The following is a 17,618-nucleotide window of genomic DNA, read 5'->3' as shown; positions in this document are numbered from 1 at the left end:
TCCTGCGCTTCCGGTGCTCACGTACTTCAGTACGCTCCGCTCCGGTTCTCGGAATCCGTCATTTCCGGCACGGCCTGACCTGAATCTCAACACGTCCAAGTAGGAGAAGTCAGCCTGATTGGCGCAGCTGCGCCTGCGAGCGCAGCAGCCTGGCAATGTCGGACGCCTTGGCCGGCACGCCGATCAGAAAGCCTTGCGCCTCGCCGCAACCGGCTTTGCGAAGCATATCGAGCTGCGCTTCGGTCTCGACCCCTTCGGCGGTGACGGTGATGCCGAGCTCGGCGCCGAGCCTGATCACCGCGCGCACGATCGCCGCCGTGTCGCGCTTGTCGAGATCGCGGATGAAGGAGCGGTCGATCTTGATCTTGTCGACGGGGAAGCGCCGAAGGTAGCCAAGCGAGGAATAGCCAGTGCCGAAATCGTCGAGCGCGATGCGCACGCCGAGACCGCGCAACTGGCTCAGCGCCTTCAGCACCGCGTCGCTTTCGTCCATCATCACCGTCTCGGTGATTTCGAGCTCCAGCCGATTGGCCGGCAGGCCGGAAAAGGCAAGCGCCGAGATCACGCTGCGAGCGAAGCCGCCGCTCTTGATCTGCGCGGCCGAGACATTGACGGCCATGCGCATGTCCGGCGGCCAGTTCGCCGCCACGTTGCAAGCCTTGCGCAACGCCCAATCGCCGAGCTGCACGATCAGTCCGGTTTCCTCGGCGGCGGCGATGAAGTTTTCCGGCGATACCAGGCCGCGCGACCGCGAGCGCCAGCGCATCAGGGCTTCCGCGCCGACAATTTTGCCGGAGCCGATGTCGAGGATCGGCTGGAAGTCGAGTTCGAATTCGCGCCTGGACAGCGCTGCCTCGAGATCGGCCTCGAGCGCCCGGCGCTCCCGCATCAGCGCATCCATGCCCTGCTCGAAGAAGCGGTAGACGTTGCGCCCTTCGCTCTTGCCCCGGTAGAGCGCCATGTCGGCGTTGGTGAGCAGCGTGTCGGCGTCGTGTCCGTCGCCGGGATAGAGCGCGATGCCGAGGCTCACGCCAACATGCATCTCTCGCCCCTTGTCGCGATAAGGCTTGCCGACGATCTCGACAATGCGCTTGGCGAGCTTTTCGGCGTCGGCGACGCTCTTGATGCCCGACTGGATGATGGCGAATTCGTCGCCGCCGAAGCGCGCCACCACGTCCTTGCTGCTGCGCACGGCCTGCTGTAGCCGCTTGGCGACGCATTTCAGCAGCCAGTCGCCGGCCGGGTGGCCGAACGTGTCGTTAACGGCCTTGAAGCGGTCGAGGTCGAGCGACAGGATTGCCAGCGGCTTTGCCTCGCCAAGCGCCTGGTCCAGCTTTTCGCGAAACATCGACCGGTTGGGCAGGTTGGTCAGCGTGTCGTGATGCGCAAGATGCGTCATACGCTCTTCGGTGCGCCGGCGCTCGGTGACGTCGTCGAAGGTCACCACCCAGCCACCGCCGCTCATCGGCTGACGGACAACCAGAAATGTCCTGCCGTCGGCAAGATACCGGTAAGTCGAATGCATCTGCCCCGCCCGCAGGCAAGCTTCGGTCTTGGCGACTTCGCTGTCGACATCGATCTTTGTGTAGATGCCGAGCTCCAGCAGTCGTTTGAGCGCGTCCCGGTGCGTCGTGCCGAACGGGAAATCCGCCGCGGCTACGTTGTAGAGCTCCAGAAAACGCTGATTGCGCACGATCATCTTGCCGCCGGCGTCATACATCAGCAGGCCTTGCGACATGTTGGCTAAGGCAGCGTCGAAGCGGCGGTGCTGCTCCTTCAGCTCCTTTTCGGCGCGCCGTTGCACGGTCACGTCCTCGTAGATCGAGACCCAGCCGCCGGAAGCCAGCGGCCGGTGCGAGATGACGATGATGCGCCCATCCGCCAGAGCCTCCTCATAGGTCGAGGGCTTCGCGCCGTCGATATAGGGCTTGCGGACGGCATAGAGCTCCTCGGCGCTTTGCGAGGCGATGCCGATATCGACGCTGTGCTGGAGGATGTCGAAGAAGCGGATGCCGGGCTTCATCACCTTGGCGTCGAGGCGGAAAAGGTCGATGTAGTTGCGGTTGCAGATAATCATCCGCTCATCGGCGTCGAACATGCACAGGCCATGCGACATATTCTCGACAGCCGCCGCGAAGCGCTCGTTCTGCGCGCGAAGTTCTTCGGCTATTCGTCGCACCGGGCCAACACCGGCCGCTCTTCGCTTGCCGGCGAACGAACCAGTCTTGACATGTGCGCCGGGCATGAGCACGCCTTCGGATCGTGACCGAACGCAAATACTGTCCTGCTCGCCGGTTAATTTAGCGTTCTATTAAGGGGTGGAATTGACCGCGCGCGAAGACTGGCGCCTGGTTTCCAGCGTCTTGAAACGCCTGAGAAAAGCTGTTTGCGCCCAGGTCACGGATTTTGGTGTGAAGTCGAAGCTATCGGCGGAGAAGCCGCGCGGCCGGCCGAAATACTCGGTCGCCTCAGCGGTCGAAAAGCCGGCCAGTAGCGTCGCCTCGTAATAGGCGGCGATCTGGTCGGCGCGCTTGATGTCGTTGCGCAAGGAGGCGGCGAGTTCCGCCGGCAGCGAGAAACGCAGATGGATCGCGCGCTGCAGGCGCAGCTCGCAATCCTTGTAGGAACCGCCCATCACCGATTTGAACGGCGAGATCATGTCGCCGATGACATATTCCGGCGCATCATGCAGCAGCGCTGCGAGCCGCGCCTCGGCCGGGGCGGCAGGCGCCAGTTCACCGTAGAGAGCTTCGACCAGCAGCGAATGCTGCGCCACCGAGAAGGCATGGTCGCCTCTGGTCTGGCCGTTCCAGCGCGCGACGCGGGCGAGCCCGTGCGCGATATCGGCGATCTCGATGTCCAGCGGCGAGGGATCGAGCAGGTCGAGCCGCCGTCCGGACAGCATGCGTTGCCAGGCGCGCGGCGGCGCGCCGGCCCGGTCGGCCGCCATCAGGCCTCCTCCGCGCTGACCGCACCTTCAGGGAAGGTGTACTTCACCCAGGCGGGAATGGCGAGCCTTACCGGAATCTCGCCCGCCGTGATCGCCTCGCCGGCATCCAGCGCCGCCTTGACGCGGTCGATGCGGGCAATGGCGAGACCGGTCCGGTGGCCGACAGACCCGAGCGTGCCCACCAGTCGGCCGGCCACGGTGAGCTCGGTCCCGGCGGCGGGCAGGGGGCTATCGGCCGAAGCGATCAGCACACGGCGCCGCGCGGTGCCGCGATGCTGCATGCGCGAGACCACTTCCTGGCCGATATAGCAGCCCTTCTTGAAACCGACGCCGCCCGTCTCGTCGAGCAGAACGTCATGCGGGAAGGCATCGCCAAGCTGGTAGTCGCTGCCGCTTTCGGCAATGCCGTTGCCGATGCGCATGTTCAGCCAGCCATTCGGGTCGCTGCCGTCCTGCGCCTCGCCGCCATAAGTGCGCGTAACCGTGATATCTTGAAACCGCGTGTCGGAGAGCGCTGTTGAATCAGAACGTGAGGCGGTTGAATCATCACCCCATGCGACTGTGACAAGCACCTGATCCTGCTTGGCGATCTCGGCCTTTGCCCTTAGCCGGTAAAGCATCAGCCTGCGCACGAAGTCGTCGGCGATGTCGGCCCGGCATTCCAGTTGGAAGCCATCGTCGCCGGCGCGCGAGACCAGGAAATCGAACAGGATCTTGCCCTGCGGCGAAAGCAGCGCGCCAGGTTTTGCCTGGCCCCGGCCAAGGGCGTCGAGATCGGTGGTGAGGATGTTCTGCAAAAAATGCTCGGCATCGGGGCCCGACACGGAAACGAGCGCGCGGTCTTTGATTTGGGCAAAGGGCATGAGCGTGAAATCGGCCTGATCTTGCAAAACGTCCGGTCATTACGTAAGCCGGCCACACTCCCCCCGCAAGAGATTGGACCTGCCCATGGCAACCACCTTCGACCTCATCCTGACAGGCGGCACGGTGGTCAACCATGACGGCGAGGGATGGCGCGACATCGGCGTGAAGGCCGGACGCATCGCGCGGATCGGCGATCTCGGCCAGGCTTCGGCCGGCGAAACCATTGACTGCACCGGCTTGCACATCCTGCCGGGCGTCGTCGACAGCCAGGTGCATTTTCGCGAACCGGGGCTGGAGCACAAGGAGGATCTGGAAACCGGCTCCCGCGCCGCGGTGCTGGGCGGCGTCACCGCCGTCTTCGAAATGCCCAACACCAATCCGCTGACCACCAGCGAGGCAGCACTTGCCGACAAGGTGCGCCGCGCTACCGGCCGCATGCATTGCGACTTCGCCTTCTGGGTCGGCGGGACGCGCGACAATGCTCGTGATGTCGGCGAACTGGAACGGCTACCGGGCGCGGCCGGCATAAAAGTGTTCATGGGCTCGTCCACCGGCGACCTTCTGGTCGAGGACGACGAAGGCGTCGCCTCGATCCTGCGCAACACCCGCCGCCGCTCCGCCTTCCACTCGGAGGACGAGTTCCGCCTGCGCGAACGGCTCGGCGAGCGCGTCGACGGCGATCCGTCGTCGCATCCCGTCTGGCGCGACGAGATCGCGGCGCTGCGTTGCACGGAGCGGCTGGTGCGCATCGCCAGGCAGACGCGTGCGCGCATCCATGTGCTGCACATATCGACGGCCGAGGAGATCGTCTTCCTCGAGCAGTACAAGGATGTCGCGACCTGCGAGGCCACGCCGCATCATCTGACGCTGAGCGCCGACGACTATGCGCGGCTTGGCACGCTCATCCAGATGAACCCGCCGGTGCGGGCGCCACGCCATCGTGAAGGCGTCTGGCACGGCATTTCGCAGGGCATCGTCGATGTCCTTGGCTCCGACCACGCGCCGCACACGCTGGCCGAGAAGGCGAAGCCCTATCCGGCCTCGCCGTCCGGCATGACCGGCGTGCAGACGCTGGTGCCGATCATGCTCGACCACGTCAATGCCGGCCGGCTCAGCCTGCAGCGCTTTGTCGACCTTTCCAGCCATGGTCCGCAGCGCATTTTCGGCTTGGCCAGGAAAGGCCGCATCGCCGCCGGCTACGATGCCGATTTCACGATCGTCGACATGAAGCGGCGCGAGACCATCACCAACGCGCAGGCCGGCTCCAGGGCCGGATGGACACCCTATGACGGCAAAGAGGTCACCGGCTGGCCGGTCGGCACCATCGTGCGCGGCGTGCGCGTCATGTGGGAAGGCGAGATCGCGACACCCGGCCAGGGCAGGGCGGTGGAGTTCTCCGAGGCGCTGCCGGCCTGATCCCCCGACATTGGATTTGTTAAGCGCTCTGCATTGTCTTGGGTGGGCTATGACCGCGAATATTGCGCCGATCATTCCTGCGGAGTTTCCTGAGCTCCAGGCGCTCGCCTGGAACCGCGATGTCGCGCGCCCTATTCCCGCGAAAGAGGCCTTTGCGCTTTACGAACGCAACTGGCGCTTTGTCGACCAAAAGCGCCTTACGGCGCGTGAGAAGCGGCTTATCATGAAATTGGCCGACGAATTCGGTCACGGCATCCTTCTGACCACTGCCTGAGCCATCGCAACAATCCTCGGCAATAGGACGATCCGCTATGGTCGTGTTTCTTCGCGCCCCCCTCTGTCCGGCAGGACAGAGGGGGGCGCTGTCCCGCCAGCCTTACCGAGTAAGGGCGAAATTCAATCCCCGGCGACGAAGAACAGCCACTGTCCCGTCGGGGTGATGCCGACGCGGTAGAAGATGTAGGCGCCGAACTGCTTCATGTCGTCATAGTCGCTGGCGGTGACCAGCTTGAACAATTCGACGCGCTGCCTGGCATCGAGCTTGTCGAGCGGCAGCGCGAAGAAATACGGCCAGACATAGAGTTCCTGCGGCGTACCGGTGTCGACATGGACGTAGCCGGCCGAAAGCACCTCTTCCAGGATGGCGAGGATTTCCTGGCCGTCGCCGTCCCCCGAAAGGCTCTTGAGGAAGGTGACCGGGTCCCCATCGATGTCGCCCAGCGACAATTGGGTCATCGCCTCGCCCTTGCCGATCAGCGGCCTCAGCTTCTCGATGTCGCCGGTCCGGCAGGCCTCGATGAGGAGCCCGTGCATGCGCTTGACTGGTTCGGGAAGCGTGTTGAGGTCGTAGACGACCGCGGGCGGTGGCGCGTCAGGGTCTGCGCGCGGGCTGGTGATGCCGCCATTGGCGGGCGGCGTCTCCGGCTCCGACTTGTCGGTGTCGTCGGCCGGCTGGCCGTCCGCGGGCTTGGTGCCGGGCGGCTCCGGCATCGGCACGGCAGCGCCGGGCGCGGGGCTGTCGCTATTGGCGGGCGGGGTGACCGGCGAAGGCACGTCCTCGCGCTGAATCTCGCTCAGCGCGTAGGAAGGCGTGCTGGTGAGGCACAGAGGCAGCGCCAGGCAGGAGGCGGCGATCAGGATGCTGAGGGCCAGCCCACGCGGCCGACCTGACATCGAAAATCTCACCGCTTGCCTCTCCATGGTTCCCGGGCTCGGCCCGGCCGGCACATTGAATGTCCGAGCGCATGGACATGATGCCCAAACGGCGCGTCAAAAGTCACTATCAAAAAGTCGCTGTCAAAACAGGTGGCTAGTGCTTCAGCCGTTCCGGCTCGAACGCGCCGGCAATCACTTTTTCCCGCATGCGGTCGAGCAGGGCAAGCGCCGAGGTCTCGCCATTGGCGCGCAACATCTCGCCGAAAGCGGTCTCCAGCGCCGCTTCGGCGATGATTTCCGGTTCGATGCCGGCCGACAGGCCCTCGGCCCACGCTTCGCTGTGGCTCTCCACGGCAGTCAGCCGCTTTTCTTCCCTGACCAAAGCGTCGATGTCGCTGACACCATGTTCCATTGCGATATCCACTTTCTACAAGCGTCGATCCGACGAGGGATCCGGCTTGGTCTGTCAGTTCGTCCGCAGTCTCAATTAAGTCTTTGTAAATACGACATTTTTACGGTCGAAATCCACATTCCGGGCGAGACTGCCCTCAATTGATGCCGAGCTTAGCCGATTAGACCGGCTTGGGGCATCGAAACCTTCAGTTTGAGTTAATTCCACAACTGCGCGCTAACGTTTCATTAACACTGTTGCGCAAGTGCAACACATGATTGCACCAGAGCGAGACAGGACACAATAAGGCAGGTCACATTGGCGCCGATTGCCCGCAACAAATCTGGGCAAAACGCGCAGCGGTCGAGCCGGTCTCAATTCCCGTAGCGGGAAGCGATGTCGCGCGACAGCGTCTCGCCTTCCTTCATGTAGCGCGCGATGGCCTCGGTCGCCGAAGGCGTGCATCGCGTGTAGGTGCCGCTGAAGGAGCGGTAGCCGCGGTTGAACGAGGCGATGAAACGGGCGCGCCGGTCAGGATCGGGATTTTCCGATTCGAGCAGCTTTTCCATCTCGCCCCGCCACTTGTCGCCCTTCTCGCCGCAGAGGTTGCGCAGGAAGTGCAGCGATCCCAGCACTTCCGCCAGCCGCATCAGCCCGGGCTCGAAAGGCGCCTCGGCGGCGGGCGCCGGGGACGCTGCGACGGTCATGCTGACGGCGAGGCACGCGGCGAGAAAAGCGGGAGCGCGGGTCATCAAAGCCTTGCGGTGAAAGGGCAGGGCTTTGTGGCGAAACATTTCGTCGCCCGCAAGGCCATTCTGGATGCTCACCGCCTTGTGCCTTGCGCTGACCCAAGCAATTCCTCGGCGACCGAGAACACGTCGCCCGCCAGCGGCATTCCTGCCATTTCCGCCAGCGTGTAGAACGCAGCGGTCTCGGCATCGTCGCTGGCAACGGGCTCGCCGCCGGCATAGGCAGCGCCGAACACAGTCAGCAGGTAGTCGACAGCGTGGTTTTCAGCATGGCCGTCGATATGGATGTCGCGCAGCGGGCGGTAGCCTGTCGCCTCGAGCCCGGTCTCTTCCTGCAACTCGCGCGCCGCGGCTTGCGCAAGCGTCTCGCCCGGCTCGACCTTGCCGCCGGGATAGGCATAGAGCCCTTGCGACGGTGCTCGCGCGCGCTTGACCAGAAGCACGGTGCCGCCGCGCACGACGGCGACGGAAACGGCCGGTATGATCTTGCGCTGTTCCATGCGTGCCGATCTTTCTGCAGCCTTTTGTGGACCGATTGGGCGAATCCAGCTTTAGCCGTTGCGGCGTGGCGGTTCCATCGCCACTTTCATGGCACATCAACTGACGAGCCCGATCCATGTGCGGACGCTTTGCCCTGACCGCGACGCCGGACCAGACCGCCGCCTTGCTCGGCCTGGCCGAGCTGGAGGAATTTCCGGCGCGCTACAACATCGCGCCAACGCAGCCGGTGCTTATGGCGCTTGCCGGGCCGCGGCGGGAGCCGGGCTCGAACCTGCCGGATCGTCAGGCGATGCTGGTGCGCTGGGGCCTGATTCCTGCCTGGGTCGAGAACACCAAGGCGTTTCCGCTGCTCATCAACGCCCGCTCCGAAGGCGTGCTGCAAAAGGCTTCGTTCAAAACCGCCATGCGCCACCGCCGTGCTCTGGTGCCGGCCTCCGGCTTTTACGAATGGCAGCAGTCGGGCGGCAAGAAGGGCCAGCCTTACTGGATCCGGCCGAAGCGAGGTGGGGTGATTGCCTTCGCGGGCCTGATCGAGACTTACTCCGAACCTGGCGGTTCCGAGATGGACACCGGTGCGATCATCACGACCGAGGCCAATGCCGGCATCGCCCATATCCACGACCGCATGCCCGTGGTGATCGAGGAGTGCGACTTCGCCCGCTGGCTCGATTGCCGCACGCAGGAGCCGCGCGACGTGCTCGATCTGCTGAAGCCCGCCGAGCCCGATTTCTTCGAGGCGATTCCGGTTTCAGACCTGGTCAACAAGGTCGCCAACACCGGGCCGGAGATCCAGGAGCGCGGCATCATTTCGCCACAGGCCGAAAAGCCCAGGCGCCAGAAGCCCGGCGCGGACGAAAACCAGATGACGCTCTTTTAGCAAAGGCTGCTCGCCTTGATAGGCTGCTTTGGGGCCTTCATCTCCAGGGCGCTTGTTTGCGCCCTCATCGCCGGCGTCCCCATGGTTGGGAACCGTGCCGGTCGTTCTTGTCAGGCGGCGCGCGGCGAGACGATCTTCTGCGTCGGCTTCTTCTTCTTCGCGGTGCGAAGAAGCGCTGCGACGATGGCCGCCGGGCCGATCGCGCGGTAGTGGCTGGCGAGAGCCGACTGCGTTTGTCGGTCCTGTTCCTGCTTGGTGCGAGCCATGATTCTCTCCCTCCTGGTAACGGTTTCGTGTTCAGCGTTTGTCGGCTGATTCCGACCAAATCGTGACTTCTGGCGGTCTAGTCGGCGAATGTTTCATCACTGTGCCGACATGTTTAATAAAATGTTTCGGCCTGTCTTTACCTGTGACCCAACGACATGTTTCCTGAGCGGAGCGACTTGACGGCAACACCCGCCGGCGCGATAAAGCCGCCCATGAAAACGTCTTTCGCCATTTGTGGCATTTGCATTATTGGCTAGCCTCGCGCTGGTCCGGACGTTTTCGCCTCATCTTTCCCCAGATCGGAAAAAACGCCCCGGCCAGCAGGCTGGAGCCTGATTTGCGCCAACGGCGCAGAGCTGGTTCCAGGGAACCCAAATTAAGGACCGGGACCGCATGTCGGACGCATCGAAGGGCCTCAGCCTCTACAACACGCTGACGCGGGCGAAGGAACTTTTCGTTCCGATCGATCCGCACAACGTGCGCATGTATGTCTGCGGCCCGACCGTCTACGACTTTGCCCATATCGGCAATGCGCGTCCGGCGATCGTCTTCGACGTGCTCTTCCGTCTGTTGCGCCATCTCTACGGCGAAAGCCACGTCACGTATGTGCGCAACATCACGGATGTCGACGACAAGATAAATGCCAGGGCGCTGCGCGACTTCGGCGACGACATCGCGGCCGGAAAGCTCTCGCTGAACGATGCGATCCGCAAGGTCACCGAAAAGACCGCCGATCAGTACCACAAGGATGTCGCCGCACTCGGTTGCCTTGAGCCCACCTACGAGCCGCGCGCCACCGAGTTTGTCGCGCCGCGTGCCGACGGTAAGGCCGACATGCTCTCGCTGATTGCGCAACTGATCGAACGCGGCCACGCCTACGTCGCCGGCGGCGAGGTGCTGTTCGACACCGCCTCGATGCCGGACTATGGCGAGCTCTCGAAGCGCAATCTCGACGAGCAGCAGGCGGGCGCGCGCATCGCTGTCGACGCGCACAAGAAGAACCCCGGCGATTTCGTGCTGTGGAAACTGTCGAGCCCGGAAGAGCCCGGCTGGGAGAGCCCGTGGGGCAGGGGCCGGCCCGGCTGGCACATCGAATGCTCGGCCATGTCGGCCGCCTATCTTGGCGAGGTCTTCGACATCCATGGCGGCGGGCTAGACCTGATCTTCCCGCACCACGAGAACGAGATTGCCCAGTCGCGCTGCGCCCACGGCACCAAGATCATGGCCAATGTCTGGATGCACAATGGCTTCCTGCAGGTCGAAGGCCAGAAGATGTCGAAGAGCCTCGGCAATTTCTTCTCGATCCATGAGCTGCTGGAGACCGACACTTTCGGCGGCCGCGCATGGCCGGGCGAGGTGCTCAGGCTGGCGATGCTGATGACACATTACCGCGAGCCGATCGACTTCTCCGTGCGCAAGCTTGAGGAGGCGGAAAACACGCTGCGCAAATGGAAGCGCGCCGCCGACCTCGCGCCTATTGCGGCAAAAGAATTGCCGGCCGAGGTGGTGGAAGCGCTGTCGGACGACCTCGCCACCTACACCGCCTTCCAGCGGCTGACGCAGCTCGCCGGCGAGGCGGTCGAGCACACCGGTGCCAATGAGAATACTGCCGCCGCTTCGCTGAAGACTGCGCTGGCCTTCCTCGGCTTCGATACGGGCGCGGCCAAGGTGGACGAGGAAGCGATCGCCAAGGCGATCGCCAAGCGCTTGGAATTCATCGCCGCCAAGAATTGGGCCGAGGCTGATCGCATCCGCGACGAGCTTCTGGCGCAGGGCGTGCAGTTGAAGGACGGCAAGGACCCCGCGACGGGCGAGCGAGTGACGACCTGGGAGATCAAGCGGTGATGCTGGGTGCTCGCGACCTGAAATTGGAGAGGATGGCGCGAGGCGCCCCCCTCTGTCCTGCCGGACATCTCCCCCTCAAGGGGGGAGATCAGCAGCTTCGGCGACAGCGTCCCATCTCCAACGTTGGCGATTGGCGAAAGGCTAGGCGACATTCAATCTCCCCCCTTGAGGGGGAGATGTCCGGCAGGACAGAGAGGGGGGCCTCGCGATGACCCATCATCGGGTATCTCCCGCCCATCGCGGCAATGCGCGCAAGATGCGCAAGCAAATGACAGATGCGGAACTGAAGCTCTGGAACGAGATCAGGGCACATAGGCTCATGGGCCTGTCATTCCGACGCCAAATGCCTATCGCAGGATACATCGTCGACTTTGCTTGCCCCGACAAAAAGCTGATCGTCGAGATCGATGGCTCTCAGCACGCTCTTGCTGAAGTGTCGGCGTCCGATACTGCACGAACCGCGAAGCTCGAAGCTTTAGGCTGGACCATCCTGCGCTTCTGGAACGACGACGTGATCCGCGATATCGACAATGCCTGCAAGCACATCGTCATCGTGGCCGGCCTAGCCGATGCGCCCGCGCCACAAACGGAGGAGCTCGTCCCGTGATCGATCATCTCGGCGTCAATGTATCCGACTTCGAAAAGTCCAAGTCCTTCTACGACAAGGCGATGGCGCCGCTGGGGGCTTCGCTGCTTTACATGGTGCCGGAAGAATATACCGGCGGCGCCAAGGTTGGCGGTTATGGCCGCGACCGGCCGGTGTTCTGGCTGAGCGATAGCAGGGACAAGCCCAAATCCACTCAGCATGTCGCCTTCACCGCACGCAGCCGCGCCGAGGTCGACGCTTTCCATGCAGCAGCGCTTGCCGCTGGTGGCAAGGACAATGGTGGGCCGGGCCTGAGGCCGCACTACCACCTCAACTATTACGGCGCCTTTGTCTTCGATCCCGATGGCAACAATGTCGAGGCGGTCTGCCATGATGCGGAGTAAGCCCATGACCAGGAGTGAGCGATGAGCCTCGACAACCGGCCGGTCTATACAGGCGGCTGCCAGTGCGGCGCCGTGCGCTTCCGCGTCGAGGGCGCGCTGGGCGACGCTTCTGTCTGCCACTGCCGCATGTGCCAGAAGGCGAGCGGCAATTTCTATCTGCCGCTGGTCTCGGTGCGCGGCGCCACGCTCGACTGGACGCGCGGCGAGCCGAAGCGCTTCCGCTCGTCCAACGCCGTCTGGCGCGGCTTCTGCGCCGAATGCGGAACGCCGCTGACTTTCGAGGCACCGGATGGCACAGCACTGGCGATCGCCGCCTTCGATGATCCGACCGGCATCGCGCCCACCATCCAGTGGGGCATCGAAGCAAAGCTTCCCTATGTCGACGCCATCCCCAAACTGCCGTCCGAGGACACGATGGCCGATATCGCGTCCGCGCCTTACCTGGCCGGGCTCGTCTCCTATCAGCATCCCGATCACGACACCGACCAATGGCCGCCGGAGGAAAGACCATGACCGATCAAGTTCGAACAGGCGGCTGCCAGTGCGGCGCCGTACGTTTCCGCGTCCACGGCAAGCTCGGGCGCCCGTCCATCTGCCATTGCCGCATGTGCCAGAAACAGTTCGGCAATTTCTTCGGCGCGCTGGTGACGGTGCCGAAGGACGGCGTCGAGTGGACCCATGAGGAGCCGAGCTACTTTCAGTCCTCGGTCAACATCGACCGCGGCTTCTGCGCCCGCTGCGGCACGCCGCTGACCTATCGCCAGCCCGGCTCGCTGGAGATCGCCATCGGCGCTTTCGACGACCGCTCCGACCTCGCGCCGCAGATCCAGGTGAATTACGCGGTTCGCCTGCCCTGGGTGGAAAAGATCTTCGAGGCGCCGATCCTTGACGACCCCGACTTCTATCGGCGGCAGGAGCAGATCATCTCCTTCCAGCATCCCGACCACGAGACGGCCAACTGGCCGCAGCAGGGCTTGAAACTATGATGATCCACAGCGGTTCCTTGCGTACGCTCTACCCCGAGATCGAGCCGTTCGATTCCGGCATGCTCGACGTCGGCGACGGCCACACCGTCTATTGGGAGCGCTGCGGCACCAAGGGCGCCAAACCCGCCGTGTTCCTGCATGGCGGCCCGGGCGGCACCATCTCGCCGAAACACCGACGCCTGTTCGACCCGAAACTCTATGACGTCATCCTGTTCGACCAGCGCGGTTGCGGCAAGTCGACACCCAACGCCTCGCTGGAGGCGAACACCACCTGGCACCTCGTCGCCGATATCGAGCGCCTGCGCGAGATGGCCGGCTTCGACAAATGGTTGGTGTTCGGCGGCTCCTGGGGTTCGACGCTGGCGCTCGCCTATGCCGAGACGCATCCCGAGCGTGTCAGCGAGCTCGTCGTGCGCGGCATCTACACGCTGACCCGCGCCGAGCTCGAATGGTATTATCAGTTCGGCGTTTCCGAGATGTTCCCTGACAAATGGGAGCGCTTCCTGGCGCCGATCCCCGAGGCCGAGCGCGGCGACATGATGGCCGCCTATCGCAAGCGGCTGGTCGGCTCCGACCGCAAGGCTCAAGTTGAGGCCGCCCGTGCCTGGAGCATCTGGGAAGGCGAGACGATCACGCTGCTTCCCGAGCCCGAGACCAGCGACCCGTTCGCCCAGGACGACTACGCGATCGCCTTCGCCCGTATCGAGAACCATTATTTCGTCCATGCCGGCTGGCTGGAGGAGGGGCAGCTGCTGCGCGACGCCTGGAAGCTGAAGGACATCCCCGGCACCATCGTCCACGGCCGCTATGACATGCCGTGCCCGGCGAAATATGCCTGGGCGCTGCACAAGGCCTGGCCGAAGGCTGATTTCCACCTCATCGAGGGGGCAGGCCACGCCTATTCGGAGCCCGGGATACTGGACCGGCTGATCCGGGCGACCGATCGGTTCGCGGGGAAATAGTGATGCACGTCGCTCTCCACGGCGAAGGATCGCAGCCTTTCGAGCTACAGCCATGACCAAGCAACGCCTTTACCTCTTCGACACGACTCTTCGCGACGGCCAGCAGACGCCAGGCATCGACTTTTCCGTCGAGGACAAGATCGCGATCGCCAAGCTGCTCGACGACTTCGGCATCGACTATGTCGAGGGCGGCTATCCGGGCGCCAACCCGACCGACACGACGTTTTTCCAGAAGAAACGCACTGAGAGCGCGAAATTCGTCGCCTTCGGCATGACGAAGCGGCCGGGGGTCTCGGCTTCCAACGACCCGGGGCTGGCGGCGCTGGTGCAGTCGAAGTCGGATGCCATCTGCTTCGTTGCCAAGAGCTGGGACTATCATGTGCGCGTCGCGCTCGGCTGCACCAACGAGGAGAATCTGGAATCGATCAAGGCCTCGGTCGAGGCGGCGGTCGCTTCGGCCAAGGAGGCCATGGTCGACTGCGAGCATTTCTTCGACGGCTTCAAGGCCAATCCCGATTACGCGCTGGCCTGCGCCAAAACCGCCTACGATGCCGGCGCACGCTGGGTGGTACTGTGCGACACCAATGGCGGCACGCAGCCTTCGGAAGTACGTGCCATCGTCGAAAAGGTCATCGCCGGCGGCATCCCGGGCGATCATCTCGGCATCCATGCCCATGACGACACCGGCCAGGCGGTGGCGAATTCCCTCGCCGCCGTCGAAGCCGGCGTGCGTCAGATCCAGGGCACGCTGAACGGCATCGGCGAGCGCTGCGGCAACGCCAATCTCATCTCCATCATCCCGACGCTTTCGCTGAAGCCCGCCTTCGCCGATCGTTTCGAAACCGGCATTTCGGCCGAGGCGTTGACCGGAATCTCCAGGCTCTCCCGCGCCTTCGACGAATTGCTCAACCGCGCGCCGGAAGCCCAGGCGCCCTATGTCGGCTCCTCCGCCTTCGCCACCAAGGCCGGCATCCATGCCTCGGCTTTGGCCAAGGAGCCGGCGACCTATGAGCATGTGCCGCCGGAAGCCGTCGGCAACCGCCGTCGCGTCATGGTCTCCGACCAGGGCGGCAAGGCTAATTTCCTCGCCGAATTGAAGCGGCGCGGCATCGACGTGCCGAAGGACGATCACCGGCTCGACGCGCTGATTGCAGTGGTCAAGGAGCGCGAGGCTGAGGGCTATGCCTATGAGGGCGCCGACGCCTCCTTCGAGCTGCTTGCCCGCAAGATGCTGCACGGCCTGCCGGAGTTCTTCAACGTCACCTCTTTCCGTTGCATGGTCGAGCGCCGCTTCGATGCCAACGGCAATCTGAAGACCGTCTCCGAGGCGATCGTGAAGGTCGAGGTCGACGGCGAGGAGAAGATGTCGGTGGCCGAAGGCCACGGCCCGGTCAACGCGCTCGACATCGCGCTGCGCAAGGATTTAGGCAAGTACCAGAGCGAGATCGTCGACCTGGAGCTCGCCGACTTCAAGGTGCGTATCCTTAACGGCGGCACCGAGGCCATCACCCGCGTTCTCGTCGAATCGCACGATTCCACTGGAGCCCGCTGGTGGACGGTCGGCGTGTCGGAAAACATCATCGACGCCTCCTTCCAGGCGCTGATGGATTCGATCGTCTACAAGTTGATGAAGAACCGCGAGATGGCGGGACTGGTGGCGGCGGAGTAGGCCGCCGCCCTTCCTCGCCCCCACAACGTGGGGGAGAGGTGTCCCGGCGCAGCCGGGACGGAGAGGGGGCGACCTTCGCGAAGCCAGAGTCGATGCAAGAGAGGGCGCGAGGTTGGTCACCAGAATGCTTACCCGAAGCGGTGATTGTCAGCCGCGGCGCTGACCCCTCTCCGTCCCGGCTTCGCCGGGCCACCTCTCCCCACTCCGTGGGGCGAGGAACTTGCGCAGCCCGTTTGAACCATCACCAAAACTCCGTTGATCCATCATAATTTTGTGATGGTCTTGGGCGCTCCGCTGGGCCATAGCGTTAGGCCATGGTCACTGCGACAGCCGATCTCGATCAGGATGCCAAGGCCCGCCGCGGCTTCCTCCTGGCGCTTGGCGCCTATTTCCTTTGGGGGCTCTTGCCGTTCTACATGAAGGCGGTGGCGCATCTGCCGCTTGCCGAGGTGATCGCCAACCGCGTCGTCTGGTCGGTGCCAATCGCCGCGGCGGTGCTCATCTGGGCCGGCCGCACCGCCGACTTCAAGGCGGCGATCCGCTCGCCGAAAAGCCTTGCCATGGCGGCGCTGACAGCAGTGCTGATCTCGATCAACTGGGGCATCTATGTCTGGGCGATCGCGGTCGACCGCACCGTCGAGACGGCGCTCGGCTATTACATCAACCCGCTGGTCAGCGTCGTCGTCGGCGCCGTGCTGCTCGGCGAGCGGCTCGACAAGTTGCAGATCGCCGCGGTGGCGCTCGCCATGATCGCGGTGACGGTGCTCACAGTCGAGGCCGGCAAATTGCCATGGGTATCGCTGGCGCTCGCCTTCTCCTTTGCCGCCTACGGTTTTTTCCGCAAGACGCTGCCGATCGGCCCGAGCCAGGGCTTCCTGCTCGAAGTGCTTTTGCTGTCGGTGCCGGCGCTCTGCTACATCGTCTACCTGATCGCCACCGGCCAGGATCATTTCATCTCCAGCACGGGTGCCGACGCGGCCTTGCTGATCGGCTGCGGTCCGGTCACCGCAGTGCCGTTGCTGCTGTTTGCCTTCGGCGCCAGGCTGCTGCGCCTGTCCACCATCGGCATCATGCAATATATCGCGCCGACCATGGTCTTCCTGATCGCCGTGCTGATCTTCGATGAACCGTTCGGCACCACCCAGGCCATAGCCTTCGCGCTGATCTGGACGGCGCTGGCGATGTATTCATGGTCGATGTTCATGGGCCGCGAGGTCCGCCAGCCGGAGCCCGCGATAAAGTAGCTTCCAGGGAAAGTTCGAGACAGTTTTCCGTCTAGGGTTGCATCAAACAGGGCAGGGGACTGATGTACGTTCTGCATATCGGCAACAAGAACTATTCGTCCTGGTCGCTGCGGCCATGGCTGCTGATGCGCGTCCTCGACATTCCCTTCGAGGAGCGGCTGACGCCGTTCCCGAGCGGATCGAGTTTCGATCTCTACCGACAATTCTCGCCTAACGGCCGGGTGCCCTGCCTGGTCGATGACGGCTGGGCGGTCTGGGATTCGCTCTCGATCGTCGAATATCTGGCCGAACGCCATCAGGGCGTCTGGCCGGCGGAGGCGAAGGCGCGCGCCTGGGCGCGCTCGGCCGCCGCCGAGATGCATTCGAGCTTCGCCGCGATGCGCAATGACTGCCCGATGAGCTGCGGCGTGCGCGTCGAGCTTTCGCCCATGTCCGGCGCGCTGAAGCACGATATCTTCCGTATGGGAGATTTGTGGAACGACGGCCTTGCGCGTTTCGGCGGACCTTTCCTGGCCGGCGACCGTTTTGGTGCCGTCGATGCCTTCTTTGCTCCGATTGCATTCAGGGCGCAGTCCTATGGCCTGACTTTCGAAGGCGAAGCGGCTAACTATCCGCGGCGGCTGCTCGACCTGCCGGCCATGCGCGAATGGTACGCGGCCGGACTTGCCGAGACATGGCGCGAGACCGGCCACGAAGCCGAAGTCCAGGCCGCCGGCGTCATCGTTGAGGATCTGCGGGCGACAGCTTGAGCG

At 63.9% G+C, this 17,618-nt stretch carries 20 protein-coding genes; 12 read left to right on the top strand and 8 right to left on the bottom strand.

Annotated features, from left to right (window positions below):
* Positions 1-109 precede the first annotated feature (109 nt).
* The 3 genes from FJ423_RS13830 to FJ423_RS13820 form a co-directional block, all read right to left on the bottom strand.
* Positions 110-2,245: an EAL domain-containing protein gene (locus tag FJ423_RS13830; RefSeq protein WP_140842481.1), complete on the bottom strand. Its 2,136-nt coding sequence runs from the start codon at positions 2,243-2,245 to the stop codon at positions 110-112.
* A gap of 66 nt (positions 2,246-2,311) precedes the next feature.
* Positions 2,312-2,950: an HD family hydrolase gene (locus FJ423_RS13825; protein ID WP_140842479.1), complete on the bottom strand. Its 639-nt coding sequence runs from the start codon at positions 2,948-2,950 to the stop codon at positions 2,312-2,314.
* Positions 2,950-3,813, bottom strand: coding sequence for a folate-binding protein YgfZ (locus FJ423_RS13820; protein ID WP_140842477.1), 864 nt, complete (start codon positions 3,811-3,813; stop codon positions 2,950-2,952). Before FJ423_RS13820 ends, FJ423_RS13825 begins: the two co-directional genes overlap by 1 nt.
* 85 nt (positions 3,814-3,898) lie before the next feature.
* On the opposite strand from FJ423_RS13820, the gene FJ423_RS13815 reads away from it, so the two are divergent.
* Positions 3,899-5,230 (top strand): dihydroorotase, encoded by a 1,332-nt coding sequence (locus FJ423_RS13815; RefSeq protein ID WP_140842475.1) that lies wholly within the window; start codon positions 3,899-3,901, stop codon positions 5,228-5,230.
* A 49-nt stretch (positions 5,231-5,279) separates the two neighbouring features.
* Positions 5,280-5,504 carry a hypothetical protein gene (locus tag FJ423_RS13810; protein WP_140842599.1) on the top strand — a complete coding sequence of 75 codons (225 nt, stop codon included), beginning with the start codon at positions 5,280-5,282 and terminating at the stop codon, positions 5,502-5,504.
* Between the two features lie 122 nt (positions 5,505-5,626).
* On the opposite strand, the gene FJ423_RS13805 is transcribed toward FJ423_RS13810, so the two are convergent.
* The 4 genes from FJ423_RS13805 to FJ423_RS13790 all read right to left on the bottom strand — a co-directional run bounded on the left by FJ423_RS13805 (position 5,627) and on the right by FJ423_RS13790 (position 8,025).
* The gene (locus tag FJ423_RS13805; protein ID WP_181174793.1) at positions 5,627-6,415 is read right to left on the bottom strand and encodes a hypothetical protein; all 789 of its coding nucleotides are present in this window, start codon (positions 6,413-6,415) and stop codon (positions 5,627-5,629) included.
* 124 nt (positions 6,416-6,539) lie between these two features.
* Positions 6,540-6,797: a hypothetical protein gene (locus FJ423_RS13800; RefSeq protein WP_040984202.1), complete on the bottom strand. Its 258-nt coding sequence runs from the start codon at positions 6,795-6,797 to the stop codon at positions 6,540-6,542.
* 353 nt (positions 6,798-7,150) lie between these two features.
* Positions 7,151-7,528, bottom strand: a complete 378-nt coding sequence (locus FJ423_RS13795) for a TIGR02301 family protein (protein ID WP_140842597.1) — start codon at positions 7,526-7,528, stop codon at positions 7,151-7,153.
* A gap of 71 nt (positions 7,529-7,599) precedes the next feature.
* The gene (locus FJ423_RS13790) at positions 7,600-8,025 is read right to left on the bottom strand and encodes an NUDIX hydrolase (protein ID WP_140842471.1); all 426 of its coding nucleotides are present in this window, start codon (positions 8,023-8,025) and stop codon (positions 7,600-7,602) included.
* Positions 8,026-8,141: 116 nt separating this feature from the next.
* Here FJ423_RS13790 and FJ423_RS13785 point away from each other — a divergent pair, with 116 nt between their 5' ends.
* Positions 8,142-8,903: an SOS response-associated peptidase gene (locus FJ423_RS13785; RefSeq protein ID WP_140842469.1), complete on the top strand. Its 762-nt coding sequence runs from the start codon at positions 8,142-8,144 to the stop codon at positions 8,901-8,903.
* A 110-nt stretch (positions 8,904-9,013) separates the two neighbouring features.
* On the opposite strand, the gene FJ423_RS13780 is transcribed toward FJ423_RS13785, so the two are convergent.
* Positions 9,014-9,169 carry a hypothetical protein gene (locus tag FJ423_RS13780; protein ID WP_140842467.1) on the bottom strand — a complete coding sequence of 52 codons (156 nt, stop codon included), beginning with the start codon at positions 9,167-9,169 and terminating at the stop codon, positions 9,014-9,016.
* A gap of 394 nt (positions 9,170-9,563) precedes the next feature.
* Here FJ423_RS13780 and cysS point away from each other — a divergent pair, with 394 nt between their 5' ends.
* The 9 genes from cysS to FJ423_RS13735 all read left to right on the top strand — a co-directional run bounded on the left by cysS (position 9,564) and on the right by FJ423_RS13735 (position 17,615).
* A complete protein-coding gene (cysS, locus tag FJ423_RS13775; RefSeq protein ID WP_140842465.1) occupies positions 9,564-11,015 on the top strand; it encodes a cysteine--tRNA ligase in 1,452 nt (483 codons plus the stop codon).
* A 208-nt stretch (positions 11,016-11,223) separates the two neighbouring features.
* Entirely contained in the window at positions 11,224-11,622 is a 399-nt protein-coding gene (locus tag FJ423_RS13770; RefSeq protein ID WP_140842463.1) for a DUF559 domain-containing protein, read from the top strand.
* Positions 11,619-12,005, top strand: a complete 387-nt coding sequence (locus FJ423_RS13765; protein WP_140842461.1) for a VOC family protein — start codon at positions 11,619-11,621, stop codon at positions 12,003-12,005. The genes FJ423_RS13770 and FJ423_RS13765 overlap by 4 nt, the downstream gene beginning before the upstream one ends.
* Positions 12,006-12,026: 21 nt before the next feature.
* Positions 12,027-12,518: a GFA family protein gene (locus FJ423_RS13760; protein WP_140842459.1), complete on the top strand. Its 492-nt coding sequence runs from the start codon at positions 12,027-12,029 to the stop codon at positions 12,516-12,518.
* Positions 12,515-12,991, top strand: a complete 477-nt coding sequence (locus FJ423_RS13755; protein WP_095767181.1) for a GFA family protein — start codon at positions 12,515-12,517, stop codon at positions 12,989-12,991. Before FJ423_RS13760 ends, FJ423_RS13755 begins: the two co-directional genes overlap by 4 nt.
* Entirely contained in the window at positions 12,988-13,953 is a 966-nt protein-coding gene (gene pip / locus FJ423_RS13750) for a prolyl aminopeptidase (RefSeq protein ID WP_246680164.1), read from the top strand. The genes FJ423_RS13755 and pip overlap by 4 nt, the downstream gene beginning before the upstream one ends.
* 52 nt (positions 13,954-14,005) lie before the next feature.
* Positions 14,006-15,622 carry a citramalate synthase gene (cimA, locus tag FJ423_RS13745; protein WP_140842457.1) on the top strand — a complete coding sequence of 539 codons (1,617 nt, stop codon included), beginning with the start codon at positions 14,006-14,008 and terminating at the stop codon, positions 15,620-15,622.
* 314 nt (positions 15,623-15,936) lie between these two features.
* A complete protein-coding gene (gene rarD, locus FJ423_RS13740) occupies positions 15,937-16,866 on the top strand; it encodes an EamA family transporter RarD (protein WP_140842455.1) in 930 nt (309 codons plus the stop codon).
* Between the two features lie 62 nt (positions 16,867-16,928).
* Entirely contained in the window at positions 16,929-17,615 is a 687-nt protein-coding gene (locus tag FJ423_RS13735; RefSeq protein ID WP_140842453.1) for a glutathione S-transferase, read from the top strand.
* Positions 17,616-17,618: the final 3 nt, after the last annotated feature.

The organism is Mesorhizobium sp. B2-8-9 (assembly GCF_006439475.1).
GTDB lineage: Bacteria > Pseudomonadota > Alphaproteobacteria > Rhizobiales > Rhizobiaceae > Mesorhizobium.
Note: the sequence above shows the minus strand (reverse complement) of the source record. Positions and strands in the feature narration are given on the sequence as shown.

Bases quoted from the DNA above. Each gene is read 5' to 3' on its own strand.
- FJ423_RS13830 (WP_140842481.1), bottom strand. From the start codon at position 2,245: ATGCCCGGCGCACATGTCAAGACTGGTTCGTTCGCCGGCAAGCGAAGA.
- FJ423_RS13825 (WP_140842479.1), bottom strand. From the start codon at position 2,950: ATGGCGGCCGACCGGGCCGGCGCGCCGCCGCGCGCCTGGCAACGCATG.
- FJ423_RS13820 (WP_140842477.1), bottom strand. From the start codon at position 3,813: ATGCCCTTTGCCCAAATCAAAGACCGCGCGCTCGTTTCCGTGTCGGGC.
- FJ423_RS13815 (WP_140842475.1), top strand. From the start codon at position 3,899: ATGGCAACCACCTTCGACCTCATCCTGACAGGCGGCACGGTGGTCAAC.
- FJ423_RS13810 (WP_140842599.1), top strand. From the start codon at position 5,280: ATGACCGCGAATATTGCGCCGATCATTCCTGCGGAGTTTCCTGAGCTC.
- FJ423_RS13800 (WP_040984202.1), bottom strand. From the start codon at position 6,797: ATGGAACATGGTGTCAGCGACATCGACGCTTTGGTCAGGGAAGAAAAG.
- FJ423_RS13795 (WP_140842597.1), bottom strand. From the start codon at position 7,528: ATGACCCGCGCTCCCGCTTTTCTCGCCGCGTGCCTCGCCGTCAGCATG.
- FJ423_RS13790 (WP_140842471.1), bottom strand. From the start codon at position 8,025: ATGGAACAGCGCAAGATCATACCGGCCGTTTCCGTCGCCGTCGTGCGC.
- FJ423_RS13785 (WP_140842469.1), top strand. From the start codon at position 8,142: ATGTGCGGACGCTTTGCCCTGACCGCGACGCCGGACCAGACCGCCGCC.
- FJ423_RS13780 (WP_140842467.1), bottom strand. From the start codon at position 9,169: ATGGCTCGCACCAAGCAGGAACAGGACCGACAAACGCAGTCGGCTCTC.
- cysS (WP_140842465.1), top strand. From the start codon at position 9,564: ATGTCGGACGCATCGAAGGGCCTCAGCCTCTACAACACGCTGACGCGG.
- FJ423_RS13770 (WP_140842463.1), top strand. From the start codon at position 11,224: ATGACCCATCATCGGGTATCTCCCGCCCATCGCGGCAATGCGCGCAAG.
- FJ423_RS13760 (WP_140842459.1), top strand. From the start codon at position 12,027: ATGAGCCTCGACAACCGGCCGGTCTATACAGGCGGCTGCCAGTGCGGC.
- FJ423_RS13755 (WP_095767181.1), top strand. From the start codon at position 12,515: ATGACCGATCAAGTTCGAACAGGCGGCTGCCAGTGCGGCGCCGTACGT.
- pip (WP_246680164.1), top strand. From the start codon at position 12,988: ATGATGATCCACAGCGGTTCCTTGCGTACGCTCTACCCCGAGATCGAG.
- cimA (WP_140842457.1), top strand. From the start codon at position 14,006: ATGACCAAGCAACGCCTTTACCTCTTCGACACGACTCTTCGCGACGGC.
- rarD (WP_140842455.1), top strand. From the start codon at position 15,937: ATGGTCACTGCGACAGCCGATCTCGATCAGGATGCCAAGGCCCGCCGC.
- FJ423_RS13735 (WP_140842453.1), top strand. From the start codon at position 16,929: ATGTACGTTCTGCATATCGGCAACAAGAACTATTCGTCCTGGTCGCTG.